Below are 12,558 nucleotides of genomic sequence, written 5' to 3'. Positions count from 1 at the left end.
GCCCGCTCCGGGTCCGCGGCGAGCGCCGCCCACTCCCCCGGCCGGTCCAGCAGCAGGACGGTGCCGGTGTCGATCCGCCCGACCGTCGTCTCGTGCCCGGCGAACAGCCTGCGCCGCGGCCTCGGCGCGGGGCCGGTCGTGGAGCAGCCCGAGCTCGGCGGACCAGCGACGGAACTCCTCGCGGTCGTCGAAGGGGACGCCGAGCAGCTCGCAGATGACCAGCACCGGCAGGGGGAAGGAGAACAGCTCGTGCAGGTCGCCGCCGGGCCCGGCGGCCTCGACGACGTCGAGCCAGCTGTGCACCAGCTCGGCGACGTGGTCGGACAGCCTGCGCATCCGCCGCGCCGAGAACGCGGGCGCGAGCAGCTTGCGCATGGCGGTGTGGTTGCTCCGCTCGGTCTCCGGTGAGTCGCCGCTGGGCCCACCGAAGATCATCGAGTCGGAGATGCGCGCGGCCCGCTCCGGCGCGGGATGGCTGCGGCCGAGCCGGTCGTCGGCGAACAGGGCACGGGCCTCGTCGTAGCCGGTGACCAGCCACGCGACATCGCCGGCCGGGGTCCGGACCGGGGTGATCGGGGACCGGTCCCGCAGGTGGTCGAACTGCGGCGGGAGGTCGAGGACGTCGTGGCGCGGGAACGGCAGGCGCGGCAGGTCCGTGGCGTCGGAATCCGTGGTGGTGGTCACCGGCCCGACGCTACGAGCGCGGGTCGGCACCCGCCTCCGCCCGGAGGTGGACATCAGGTGGATCCGCGGGGACCGGTTCCGCCACCCGGTGCGCTCCGGCCCACACCAGGACCAGGCAGAGCGCCTGCACCCCGGCGACGACGAGCAGCAGCACCGGGTACCCCGCGACCCCGGTCAGGGCCGAGAGCAGCATCGGCAGCAGGAACCCGAGGTAGGTCAGCGAGTAGAACACCGCGGTGAGCCCGGCCAGGTGCTCCGGCGCGGCGATCCGCTGGACCTCCTGCAGCCCGGACAGCAGCACGAACCCGTAGCCGGCACCGAGCAGCGCGGCCGCGACGAACGCCACCGGGATGCTGCGCCCCGCGGCGCCGAACGCGGCCACCACCGTCCCGGTGACGACGAGCGCGAGCCCGATCCGGGTGGCGGCCAGCGGCGAGCGGGCGTCGACGGCGCGGGCGGCGGACTGGGCGAGGAACCCGCAGCCCAGTGTGACGGCGGTGAGCAGGGTCGCGTCGAGCAGCCCGTAGCCGCCGAGGACGTCGCCGAGCGCGGTCGGCTGCACCGCGAACGACAGCGCGGCGGCGCCGAACACCCAGGGCGCGGCGGGCAGCACCAGCCACCGGAAGCGCGGGTGGGCGGCGGCGGGCACCCGCAGGTCGCGCAGCCAGGACCGGGAGCGGCCCGGCTCGACCGTCTCCGGGGCGGCCACGAGCCACCAGGTGACGGGGACCATGAGCACGATGTGGACCAGGTAGGGCAGTTCCATCGGCAGCGGTGCGAACTGCGCGAGCAGCCCGCCGACCAGCGGGCCGAGGCCGAATCCCGCGGTGAGCGCGAGTGCGGCCCGCCGAGCGCCCTCACCCTCGCCGGACAGCTCCTTGACCCAGGTCGTCGCCACCGCCATCGCGACGCCGATGCACAGGCCGAACAGCAGCCGTCCGATGTAGAGGAGGGGCTCGGAGAACGCCCCCAGCGCGATGACGGCGCTGGCCGGGATCGAGGCGGCCGTAGCGGGCAGCAGCACCCGGCGCCGCCCCCAGCGGTCCGACGCCGGTCCGCCGACGAGCAGACCCGGGGCGAGACCGAGCACGTAGACGCCGAAGAACGCGGCGACCACGGTCGCCGAGTAGTGGCCCTGCTCGCGGTACATGACCATCAGCGGGCTGAACTGGTTGGCGCCGTAGCCGACGCCGAACAGCACCAGCGCGGGCCGCATCCATGGCTTCACGATCCTCGTCCTCCCTGATCACGACGACGCCCCCGGGAACCCGTCCCGGGGGGCGTCGTCGTCGACGGTGGTGTCTCAGGCCGCGGCCTTGGCCCGCTGACGCCAGCGGGTGAGCGTCCGCTCGGTGTAGCCGTTCGGCTCGGTCGCCCCGCTGAACACCAGCTCCAGCGCGGCCTGGAACGACTCGCTGGACTCCAGGTCCTTGGCCATCGCGGGGTAGCCGTCCTCGCCGGCGTTCTGCTCGTCGACGACGGCGGCCATCCGGGCGAAGGTGTCGCGCACGACCGCCTCGTCGACGACGCCGTGCTGGAGCCAGTTCGCGACCAGCTGGGCGGAGATCCGCAGGGTGGCGCGGTCCTCCATCAGCCCGACGCCCTCCAGGTCCGGCACGGTGGAGCAGCCGATGCCCATGCCCACCCAGCGCACCACGTAGCCGAGGATCGACTGGGCGTTGGTCTCCAGCTCGTGGGTCACGTCCTCCGCCGACAGCGACGACGCGTCGGTGACCGGCACCTCGATCAGCGCGCGACGGTCGGCGGTGGGGCGGGAGGCGATCTCGTCCTGGACCCGGTGCACGTCGACGCGCAGGTAGTGCAGCGCGTGCAGGGTCGCGGCGGTGGGCGAGGGCACCCAGGCGCAGTTCGCGCCGGCCTTCGGGTGGCCGATCTTCTGCTCGATCATCTCGGCCATCGCGGCGGGCTTGGCCCACATGCCCTTGCCGACCTGCGCGGTGTGCGCGAACCCGGCGGCGAGTGCGACGTCGACGTTGCGGTCCTCGTAGGTCGTGAGCCAGGTGGTCGACTTCATGTCGCCCTTGCGCAGGACCGGGCCCGCGGCGAAGCAGGTGTGGATCTCGTCGCCGGTCCGGTCGAGGAAGCCGGTGTTGACGAAGATGACCCGGTTCGCGGCCTCGGCGATGCAGGCGGAGAGGTTGACCGAGGTCCGCTTCTCCTCGTCCATGATGCCGATCTTGAGGGTGTTCGGCTGCAGTCCGAGGGCCTCCTCGACGGCGCCGAACAGCTCGACGGTGAGCGCGACCTCCTCGGGCCCGTGCTGCTTGGGCTTGACGATGTAGACGCTGCCCGCGCGGGAGTTGGTGTGCGGGCCCTTGCCCTGCAGGTCGTAGAGCCCGGCGACGGCCGAGACCAGTGCGTCGAGGACGCCCTCGGCGATCTCGCCGCCGTCGGCGGTGCGCACGGCATTCGTGGTCATGTGGTGGCCGCAGTTGCGGACCAGCATGAGCGACCGTCCGGGCAGGGTGAGGGCGGAGCCGTCGGCCGCGGTGTACTCGCGGTCCGGGTTGACCCGGCGGGTGACGGTCTTCCCGCCCTTGCGGAACTCGGCGGTCAGGTCACCGCGCAGCAGGCCGAGCCAGGTGCGGTAGGCCAGGGCCTTGTCCTCGCCGTCGACCGTCGCGACCGAGTCCTCGAGGTCGACGATCGTGGTGACCGCGGACTCGAGCACGACGTCGGCGACGTCGGCGTGGTGCTGGGTGCCGACCTGGGTGGTCGGGTCGATCGTGATCTCCAGGTGCAGCCCGTTGCGGGTCAGCAGGACGGCGCCGCGGCCGTCGCCGTCGACCGGGCGGAACCCGGCGAACTGCGCGGGGTCGGCGAGCCCGACCGTGCCGTTCGCGGCGGTGTCGACGACGAGCCCGTCGGTCGACGACCGGTAGGCGGTGGCGTCGGTGTGGCTGCCCTTCGCGAGCGGGAACAGCTCGTCGAGCAGCTCGTCGGCGGCGGTGATGACCTGCGCGCCGCGGCGCTCGTCGTAGCCAGGGGCGAGCTCGTGGTCCTGCGGCAGCGCGTCTGTGCCGTAGGAGGCGTCGAACAGCGAGCCCCAGCGCGCGTTGGCGGCGTTGAGCGCGTAGCGGGGCACGGTGGAGGGCACGACCAGCTGCGGGCCGGGGATCTCGGCGATCTCCGGGTCGACCCGGTCGACGTCGATCGTCGGGGACCGTTCCGGGAGCAGGTAGCCGAGGTCGGTGAGGAACTTCTCGTAGTCCTCGACCGAGCCGGTGCCGTGCTCGCGGTGCCACTCGTCGATGCGTGCCTGGATCTCGTCGCGACGGGCCAGTGCGTCGGCGATCTTGGGAGCGAAGCGCTCCTGGAGCCGCGCGAGGGTAGCCCAGAAGTCGTCCGCCGTGAGGTCGACGTCGGACAGGAGCTCGCCCTCGACGAAGGACCTCAGGTGCTCGTGGACCTGCAGGCCGGCGGTGTCGGCCATCTGTGACCACCCTCTCCGTGTGGATGTCGGAACTGGTCGCATTTCTACCAGTGGATTATCTTTTCCGCATCACGGAAGTGACGCGGACCCTGTCCGTTACGTCGAACAGGCGTGGCGTCACCGTGTCGACGTACCCTCCCGTGAGCCCCGCCACGCGCAGCAAGGGAGTCCAGCGATGCCTCTGGCCCGCTCGATCCACGACGAGTTCGTCGCCCTCCTGGGCGCCGCGGACGTGCTCGACGACCCCGTCCGGACCCGGACCTACGAGTGCGACGGCCTGACCGGCAGCCGGGTCGTCCCCGAGCTGGTCCTGCTGCCCCGCACCGCCGACGACGTCGCCGGGTGCGTGCGGATCTGCGCCCGGCACCGGATCCCGTTCGTCGCCCGCGGCGCAGGTACCGGCCTGTCCGGCGGCGCGCTGCCGGTGGCCGAGGGCGTCGTCATCGGGCTGAACCGGCTCAACCGGGTGCTCGAGGTCGACCCGGAGAACCGGCGCGCGGTGCTGGAGCCCGGCGTCACCAACCTGGAGATCACCGCGGCCGCGTCGCCCCACGGGCTCTACTACGCCCCGGACCCGTCGAGCCAGCAGGTGTGCACGATCGGCGGCAACGTCGCGGAGAACTCCGGCGGCGCGCACTGCCTGAAGTACGGCTTCACCACCAACCACGTGCTGTCGATGGAGGTCGTGCTCCCCGACGGCGAGGTCGTGACCCTGGGGTCGGACTCTATGGAGCAGTCCGGGCCCGACCTGCGCGGGGTATTCCTGGGGTCGGAGGGCACACTCGGGATCGTCACGAAGGTGACCGTGCGGCTGCTGCGCACCCCCGAGGTCATGCGCACGCTGCTGGCGGACTTCCCGTCCGTGTCGGCGGGGGGCCAGGTGGTCTCCGACATCGTGGCGGCCGGGATCGTCCCCGCCGCGGTCGAGATGATGGACGCGCTGGCGATCGAGGCCGCCGAGGGCGCCACCGGCGCCGGCTACTCGCTCGACACCCCGGCCGCGCTCGTCGTCGAGCTCGACGGCACCGTCGAGGAGTGCGAGGAGCAGTTCGCGCTGGTCAAGGAGATCTGCGACCGGCACGGTTGCACCCGGCTGCACATCGCGGGATCGCCGGAGGAGCGGGCGAACATCTGGCGCGGCCGCAAGGCGGCGTTCGCCGCGGTCGGCCGGATCTCGCCGGACTACATCGTCCAGGACGGCGTGGTCCCCCGGACCCGGCTCGCCGAGATCCTCGAAAGGATCGACGAGATGGGCTCCGAGGCCGGGCTGCGCGTCGCGAACGTCTTCCACGCCGGCGACGGCAACCTGCACCCGCTGGTCCTGTTCTGCGCCGCGGAGGGCCAGACCGACGAGGCCGAGCACCTGTCGGCGCGGATCGCGGAGCTGTGCGTCGAGATGGGCGGGTCGCTGTCGGGCGAGCACGGCATCGGCACCGACAAGGCCTGTTCGATGCCGCGGATGTTCGGCGAGGACGACCTGGCCGTCATGCGCCGCATCCGCGACGGCTTCGACCCCGACCACATCTGCAACCCGGGCAAGCTCCTGCCGACCCCGCGGCTGTGCGGCGAGAAGCCGGGGCGCTACCGCCCGCACCCGCTGGAGGAGGCGGGCCTGATCGAACGGCTGTGACCCGCCCGGCCGACCCGCACGCGACCCGGAAGGGCCCGACGACATGACACGCGCCGCTCCCACCACGCTGCGCCCCACCTCGGCCAGGGAGGTCCGGGATGCCGTCCTGGACACCCCCGGCCGCCTCGCGATCACCGGCGCCGGCACCGCCGCCGGCTGGGCAGGACGCGCGGACGACGACGTCGCCGCGACGCTCGACCTCTCCGGGCTGTCCGGGGTGATCCACCACAACCCCGGCGACATGACCGTCTCGGTGCACGCCGGGACCCCGGTGCTCGCGCTGCAGGAGCAGCTGGCCGAGCACGGCCAGCGCCTCGCGTTCGACGCCGCCCGGGTCGCCCGCGGCGCCACCGTCGGCGGGCTGCTCGCCACCGCCGACGCCGGCCCGTCCGCCCTGGTCTGGGGCGGTCTGCGGGACCTGGTCATCGGCACCACCTCGGTACTCGCGGACGGCACGATGGTCCGCTCCGGCGGGCACGTCATCAAGAACGTCGCCGGCTACGACATGGCCAAGCTCCTGCACGGCTCCCACGGCACCTTCGGCCCGGTGGTCGAGGTCGTCCTGCGGCTGCACCCGGTCCCGAAGGCGGTCGCCTGCGTGGCCGTCGACGGCCCGGTGGCCGAGGCCGCGTCGCGGGTGCTGGAGCTGATGGCCAGCCCGCTGGAGCCGATCGCCGTCGAGTGGGTCTCCGGCGACCCGGGTCGTCTGCTGGTCCGGCTGGAGGGCGGGGCCGGGACCCTGCCGGCGCGGGTGGAGCGGCTGCGCGAGCTCCTCGGGGCCGACGCAAGGGAGGTGGGTCCGGACGCGTGGGACGCCCACGCATCGCTGACCGACGGCCCGCACACCGGCGGCGACGCCGACGGACCCGCCCGCGACGGCGCCGTCGTCCGGATCGGGTGCGCCCCGACCCGGCTGGCGCCGCTGGTGGAGCAGCTTCCCGCCATCGCCGTCACGGCCGGGCTCGCGACCGGCGTCGCGACCGTCACCGTGCCGGGGGCCGCCGTGACCCAGGTGCACGACGCCGTCGCCGCGGTCGGCGGCACGAGCATGCTGCGCGACCGCCCCGAGGCGCTGGACGCCCCGGCGTGGGGCCCCGCGCCGTCCGCGCTCGCGCTGCTGAAGGCGATCAAGAACCAGCTCGACCCCGAGGCCCGGTTCGCCGCCGGTCGCTTCGCCCCCTGGATGTGAGGCACGCATGACGAGCACCCACGAGCCCGCAGGCACCCCCGCCGGAGCGGCCGAGACCAAGATCCCGCAGCAGGGGCCGAGCGCGTTCGACCCGGTCCACCCGCCGCAGCGCGAGCTGCTCGACGACTGCGTGCACTGCGGTTTCTGCCTGCCGACCTGCCCCACCTACGTGCTGTGGGGCGAGGAGATGGACTCCCCGCGCGGCCGGATCCTGCTGATGGACCTGGCCGAGAAGGGCGACATCACCCTCGACGGCCCGTTCACCGAGCACATCGACAACTGTCTGGGCTGCATGGCGTGCGTGACCGCCTGCCCGTCCGGGGTGCAGTACGACAAGCTCCTGGAGTCGGTGCGCCCGCAGATCGAGCGCAACGTGCCCCGCAGCGCGTCGGACAGGCTGTTCCGCGACGCGATCTTCTCCCTCTTCCCCTACAAGCGACGGCTGCGCGCCGCCGCCCTCCCCGGCGCGCTCTACCAGCAGCTGCGCAAGGTCCCCGCGATCCGTAGGCTCGCCGAGAAGCTGCCCGGCCGGCTCGCGGCGATGGAGTCGCTGCTGCCGCCGGTCTCGGTGCGCGAGGCGTTCGCGCGGCTCCCGGTGCACACCCCGGCCGTCGGCACCCGCCGGGCCCGGGTCGCGCTGCTCACCGGGTGTGTGCAGGACGTGTTCTTCCACCGGGTCAACGAGGCCACCGTGCGGGTGCTCTCCGCCGAGGGCTGCGACGTGCTCGTCCCCCGCGACCAGCAGTGCTGCGGCGCGCTGGAGGTGCACGCCGGGCGCGAGGAGTCCGCCCTGGACCGGGCCCGGCGCACCATCGCCCGGTTCGAGACCCTCGACGTCGACGCGGTCGTCACCAACGTCGCGGGCTGCGGCTCGTCGATGAAGGACTACGGCCATCTGCTCGCCGACGACCCGGGGTGGAGGGATCGCGCCGCCGCCTTCTCGGCGCGCTGCCGCGACGTGCACGAGGTGCTCGCCGACCTGTACTCCCGCGACGACGACGGCGGCCCCCGTGCCCCGCGCACGCCGGTCCCCGGCCGGGTCGCATACCACGACGCCTGCCACCTCGGGCACGCCCAGGGTGTGCGCAGCCAGCCCCGCGAGGTGCTGCGGACCATCCCGGAGCTGGAACTGGTCGACATCGCCGAGGCGTCGCTGTGCTGCGGCTCGGCCGGCATCTACAACATGGTCAAGCCGGACGCGGCCGCCGACCTGGGCGTGCGGAAGGCGGAGAAGATCCGGGAGGCGAGGCCCGACGTCGTGGTGACCGCCAACCCGGGCTGCCTGCTGCAGATCGGGAAGTACCTGCCGAGCGAGGACGTCGCCGACGTCCCGCTGCTGCACCCGGTGCAGCTGCTCGACGCGAGCATCCGCGGGGCGGCCGTCCCCCGGCGCTGATGCGGCGCCGGACCCGGTGCCCCGTCAGGCCGACGCCAGATCGCTGAGGTCGGCGTCGCGGAACGCGTCGACGACCGCGGCGAGGCAGCCCGGGGTCGTCGACGACGGCGCGACCACCGACCCGGTGACCGTCACCGGCGGGTCGATCGGGATCTCGCGCACCCGCGACGCCCCGGACGCCGCGGCCCGCCCGGCGGGCAGCAGCGTCCACCCGGCGGGATCGGCCCCCATCTCCGCGACGACGGCCTCACCCACCCCGACCGGCCGGCCCATCCGGGCCCCGGACGGGGCGACCATCCGGGCGAGGGCGTCGCGCCAGGGCGGGTCGGTGTCCCGGCACGGCGGCCGGAACGGCCCGGCCGCGGCCAGCGCCGACAGCCGCACCGAGGACCGGCGCACCAGCGGGTGCCGGTCGGACACGACCGCGTGCAGCTGCTCGCTCCACGCCGGGCGCACCACCAGGCCGGGTCCCGAGGGCTCCCCCCGGGCCACCGCGAGGTCCAGGAGGCCGTCGGTCACCGCCGAGAGCCGCTCGGGCACCGGCAGGTCGAACAGCTGGACCTCGAGATCCGGGGAGCACTCCTGCAGCCGGCGCAGCGCCAGCTCCAGACGACCGGTGAGCCCGGGCGCAGTGCCGACGCGGATCCGGGTCGCCGGCGCGTCCACGACCGCACGCACCCGCTCCGCCGCCGCCAGTGCCTCCCGCGCCGCGGCCAGCACCCGGTGCCCGGCGGGGGTGAGCCGGACGTGGCGCGAGGACCGGTCCAGCAGCCGGGTCCCGAGCTCGCGTTCGAGCCGGGCCACCTGTTGGCTCACCGCGGGCTGCACGATGTGCAGCCGCTCGGCGGCCCGGCCGAAGTGCAGCTCCTCGGCCACCGTCACGAAGTACCGCAACCCGCGCAGTTCCATCCCACACCCTCCCCGACCTCTGTCGATCACGAACGCCGATCGCTGTGCGGGTTGTTCCGGCCTGGTTCCCCGGGCCCGGCGCGGCTGCACTGGTGACCATGCGGATCGGAACCCTGAACCTCACCCCCGACGGCCCCGCCGCCGTCCGGGAGACCGTGCTCGACGCGGGCCGCCGGGGCCTCGACGCGGTCTGGGCCAACCAGATGCCCGGCAGCTGGGACCCGTTGACCCTGCTCGCCGCGGCGGAGCCGGGTACCGGGCCCGCCGAGCTCGGCACCGCGGTCACCCTGACCGGTCCCCGGCATCCCGTCGCGCTCGCCGCCCAGGCACTGACCACGCAGGCGGCCCTCGACGGCCGGCTGACGCTCGGGGTGGGCCCGGGCCACGCCCCTTACCTCACCGGTGAACTCGGGCTGCCGTTCGACGCGCCCGCCGCCCGGACGCGGGAGTACCTGGAGGTGCTGATCCCGCTGCTGCACGGGGAGCGGGTGACCCACCGGGGCCGGTTCCTCGACGTCGACACACAGCTCACGTTGCCGCGGCCGGTGCCGGCGCCGCGGGTGCTGCTGTCGGCCCTCGGCCCCCGGATGCTGGAGATCGCCGGGGAGCTGACCGACGGCACCGTCGCGACCTGGGTCCGCCCGGACTTCGTGCGCGACCACCTGCGGCCCGCGCTCCCGGACACCGCTCGGATCGTGGTCTCCGTGGTGGTGGGCGTGACCACCGACCCCGACCGGATGCTGGAGTCGGTCGCGCAGGACTTCGCCGCCGTCGGGAGGCTGCCCAGCTATCGGGCGCTGCTGGACCGCAGCGGGCTCCGCGGGCCGGAGGACACGGTGGTGGCCGGATCGGAGGAGCAGCTGGCGCGGGAGTTCGCCCGGTTCGCCGAGGCGGGTGCGACCGACCTCGTGGTGCTCGACCTGAACCCCGAGGGCCGGTCGGCGCTCGACGTGGCGGCCACCCTGTCGTCCTCGCGGGTCACCGCCTGACACCGCCCGTTCAGGAGGGGACCCGCCGGGTGCGGCCCTCCGGGCGCCGGTGCGACCGGCGCCATGCCGTGGCGCCGGCCGTCCGGGTACGTCCGGGCGCCCCGCCGGCGGGGACCCGGGACCCGGTGTCGCCGCCGGCCGGGCGGGAGCCACCGGCAGGGCGGGAGCCGTCGTCCGGTCGCCGGTGCAGCGCCCGCAGCTCCGCACGCAGCGCGACGATGTCCCACTTGCGGGCGGTGTGCTCCCGCTCCAGCCGTTCCAGCCGCCGGTGGGCCACCACGAGCAGCACGCCGGCGGCGATCCATCCCGCCAGGGCGGCCCACGCCACCACCGCCACCAGCCCCGACACGCCCGCTCCGTCCACTCGTCCCGCCTGCTCGGCATTCACCGTAGCGAGCACCCGGGTGCCCGACGGCCCGCCCGGTGAGCCACCGCACACGTCTCCGGCACACGTCACGTCTGTACCCTGGGTGGGCAGGCACCGCCGCCCCGCGCTCCCCTTCCCGGGCCCCGCGGTGGCCCGTCACGGATGCGGCACGCGCGGAGGGACCCCGGCCCCGGCGGGTACGGGACCCGGCGATGTACCCCGCCCGAGACCGTGAGGAGGCCGGAGATGCAGCAGTTGGTCGGTAACGATCGAGCCACCGCGAGCGATGGAACGGCCGTGGAGGAGACGACCGTGCACCCCGAGAAGACCCCGTCGCCCGATGCGCGCCACTTCCCGCAGACCCTGGTCGCGATGGACCCGCCGACCCTCCCGGCGGCCCACCTGACCCCGCCGCCCACGGAGTTCCGGCAGTTCCCGGCCCCACAGCGGTCGGTCCCCGGTCACCCCAGCCTGCGCAACCGGCTGCGCCGGGCGCTGCTGTTCTGGCGCCGCGGCGCCTGAGCCCCGAGCTTCCGGCGGCCCGGTCCCTCACCGAGGGACCGGGCCGCCGTCGTGTGCGCGTGCCGCGGTCGGTCGCCGCGGTCAGTAGCGGGTGAAGTGGGCCCAGCCGGCGTCGCCGTCGTAGGGGCGGCCGTCGACGGTGACCCCGGGGCCCTCGGCATCCGCTGCCTCGACGGCCCCGACCTCGGTCCAGCCCTCGGGCAACGGCGCGTCGCCGGGGAAGGTCGCCGCGAGCGCGTGGTCCTCACCGCCGGTCAGGACCCAGCGCAGCGGGTCCAGGCCCAACGCGGACGCGATCTCGGCCAGCCGCGCAGGCACCGTGAACGCCCGCGACCGCAGCCGCAGCGTCACCCCCGAGGCCCGCGCGACGTGCGCCAGGTCGGCCAGCAGGCCGTCCGAGACGTCGATCATGGACGTGGCGCCGGCGTCGGCGGCCTGCGGACCCGCGGAGTAGGGCGGTTCCGGGACCCGGTGCGCGTCGACCAGCACCGCCGGGGACCGGAACCCACGCCCGAGCACGGCCAGCCCGGCCGCGGACCAGCCCAGGCGGCCGCACACCGCCACCCGGTCCCCCGGCCGCGCGCCGGAGCGCAGCACCGGCGAGCGACCCTGCAGGTCCCCCAGTGCCGTCACGGAGACCACGATCACCGGCGCCGAGGTCAGGTCGCCCCCGACGAGCCCGGCCCCGGTCGAGCGGGCCTCGGCCCACAACCCGTCGGCCAGCTGCTCGAGCTGCGCCGCGGGCGTCGACGAGGGGCACGCCAGTCCCACCAGCAGCGACGTGGGCACCGCCCCCATCGCGGCGATGTCGGCGAGGTTCGCGGCCGCGGCCTTGCGTCCGACCTGCTCGGGGCTCGACCAGTCGAGCCGGAAGTGCACACCCTCGACGAGCACGTCGGTGCAGGCGACGACCCGCCCGTCGGCCGCGGTGACGACGGCCGAGTCGTCACCGGGACCGAGCTCCGTCGTAGCCGGTTGGACACGGTCCGTGGTGACCCGGTCGATCAGGGCGAACTCACCGACCTCCCGGAGTGAGACACCGGTCTCGGAACCGCCCTCGGGCGTGATCGCGGATGGGGACACGGGGGCGGCCTCCGGTAGGTTCTGCGTCCGACATTCCTGCCGTCAACCATCCGGCAGGTCGGCAGTTACCGGAAAGGGGCACGCCGTGGTGCAGGCATACATCCTCGTCCAGACCGAGGTCGGCAAGGCCGCCTCGGTCGCCTCCGAGATCGGGGGTCTGCCGGGCGTCGTCTCGGCCGAGGACGTCACCGGCCCGTACGACGTGATCGTGCGCGCCGAGGCGGACGACGTCGACGAGCTCGGCCGGCTGGTCGTGGCCCGGGTGCAGAACGTCAACGGGATCACCCGGACGCTCACCTGCCCCGTGGTCAAGCTGAGCTGAGACGGGGACAGAC

At 74.5% G+C, this 12,558-nt stretch carries 12 protein-coding genes; 7 read left to right on the top strand and 5 right to left on the bottom strand.

The annotated features are described in order from the left end of the window. The first annotated feature begins 66 nt into the window (after positions 1 to 66). A complete protein-coding gene (locus XF36_RS35110) occupies positions 67 to 408 on the top strand; it encodes a hypothetical protein (protein WP_349675537.1) in 342 nt (113 codons plus the stop codon). A gap of 286 nt (positions 409 to 694) precedes the next feature. Here XF36_RS35110 and XF36_RS06810 read toward each other — a convergent pair whose 3' ends face one another. Continuing rightward, positions 695 to 1,912 (bottom strand): MFS transporter, encoded by a 1,218-nt coding sequence (locus tag XF36_RS06810; RefSeq protein WP_202968485.1) that lies wholly within the window; start codon positions 1,910 to 1,912, stop codon positions 695 to 697. 75 nt (positions 1,913 to 1,987) lie between these two features. Beyond that, positions 1,988 to 4,138 (bottom strand): malate synthase G, encoded by a 2,151-nt coding sequence (locus XF36_RS06805; protein ID WP_060711331.1) that lies wholly within the window; start codon positions 4,136 to 4,138, stop codon positions 1,988 to 1,990. 175 nt (positions 4,139 to 4,313) lie between these two features. On the opposite strand from XF36_RS06805, the gene XF36_RS06800 reads away from it, so the two are divergent. Genes XF36_RS06800 through XF36_RS06790 form a run of 3 tightly spaced genes read left to right on the top strand, consistent with a single transcriptional unit; the run spans position 4,314 to position 8,353 of the window. After that, positions 4,314 to 5,768 (top strand): FAD-binding oxidoreductase, encoded by a 1,455-nt coding sequence (locus tag XF36_RS06800; RefSeq protein ID WP_060711330.1) that lies wholly within the window; start codon positions 4,314 to 4,316, stop codon positions 5,766 to 5,768. A 43-nt stretch (positions 5,769 to 5,811) separates the two neighbouring features. Beyond that, positions 5,812 to 6,957 (top strand): FAD-binding oxidoreductase, encoded by a 1,146-nt coding sequence (locus tag XF36_RS06795; RefSeq protein ID WP_060711329.1) that lies wholly within the window; start codon positions 5,812 to 5,814, stop codon positions 6,955 to 6,957. 7 nt (positions 6,958 to 6,964) lie between these two features. Further along, positions 6,965 to 8,353 (top strand): (Fe-S)-binding protein, encoded by a 1,389-nt coding sequence (locus tag XF36_RS06790; protein WP_060711328.1) that lies wholly within the window; start codon positions 6,965 to 6,967, stop codon positions 8,351 to 8,353. Positions 8,354 to 8,377: 24 nt separating this feature from the next. Here XF36_RS06790 and XF36_RS06785 read toward each other — a convergent pair whose 3' ends face one another. Continuing rightward, positions 8,378 to 9,262: a LysR family transcriptional regulator gene (locus XF36_RS06785; RefSeq protein ID WP_060711327.1), complete on the bottom strand. Its 885-nt coding sequence runs from the start codon at positions 9,260 to 9,262 to the stop codon at positions 8,378 to 8,380. Between the two features lie 98 nt (positions 9,263 to 9,360). On the opposite strand from XF36_RS06785, the gene XF36_RS06780 reads away from it, so the two are divergent. After that, a complete protein-coding gene (locus XF36_RS06780) occupies positions 9,361 to 10,251 on the top strand; it encodes a TIGR03564 family F420-dependent LLM class oxidoreductase (RefSeq protein WP_060714478.1) in 891 nt (296 codons plus the stop codon). 10 nt (positions 10,252 to 10,261) lie between these two features. Here XF36_RS06780 and XF36_RS06775 read toward each other — a convergent pair whose 3' ends face one another. Beyond that, entirely contained in the window at positions 10,262 to 10,600 is a 339-nt protein-coding gene (locus XF36_RS06775; protein ID WP_060711326.1) for a hypothetical protein, read from the bottom strand. A gap of 315 nt (positions 10,601 to 10,915) precedes the next feature. On the opposite strand from XF36_RS06775, the gene XF36_RS06770 reads away from it, so the two are divergent. Beyond that, positions 10,916 to 11,140 carry a hypothetical protein gene (locus tag XF36_RS06770; RefSeq protein ID WP_060711325.1) on the top strand — a complete coding sequence of 75 codons (225 nt, stop codon included), beginning with the start codon at positions 10,916 to 10,918 and terminating at the stop codon, positions 11,138 to 11,140. Between the two features lie 81 nt (positions 11,141 to 11,221). Here the strand turns inward: XF36_RS06770 and XF36_RS06765 are convergent, their stop codons facing one another. Next, positions 11,222 to 12,223, bottom strand: a complete 1,002-nt coding sequence (locus XF36_RS06765; protein ID WP_082375226.1) for a thiamine-phosphate kinase — start codon at positions 12,221 to 12,223, stop codon at positions 11,222 to 11,224. Between the two features lie 85 nt (positions 12,224 to 12,308). On the opposite strand from XF36_RS06765, the gene XF36_RS06760 reads away from it, so the two are divergent. After that, a complete protein-coding gene (locus XF36_RS06760; RefSeq protein WP_020627802.1) occupies positions 12,309 to 12,545 on the top strand; it encodes an Lrp/AsnC family transcriptional regulator in 237 nt (78 codons plus the stop codon). Positions 12,546 to 12,558 lie beyond the last annotated feature (13 nt).

It is taken from the genome of Pseudonocardia sp. HH130629-09 (genome assembly GCF_001294645.1).
Lineage (GTDB): Bacteria > Actinomycetota > Actinomycetes > Mycobacteriales > Pseudonocardiaceae > Pseudonocardia.
This window is presented reverse-complemented; position numbering and strand designations above follow the sequence as displayed.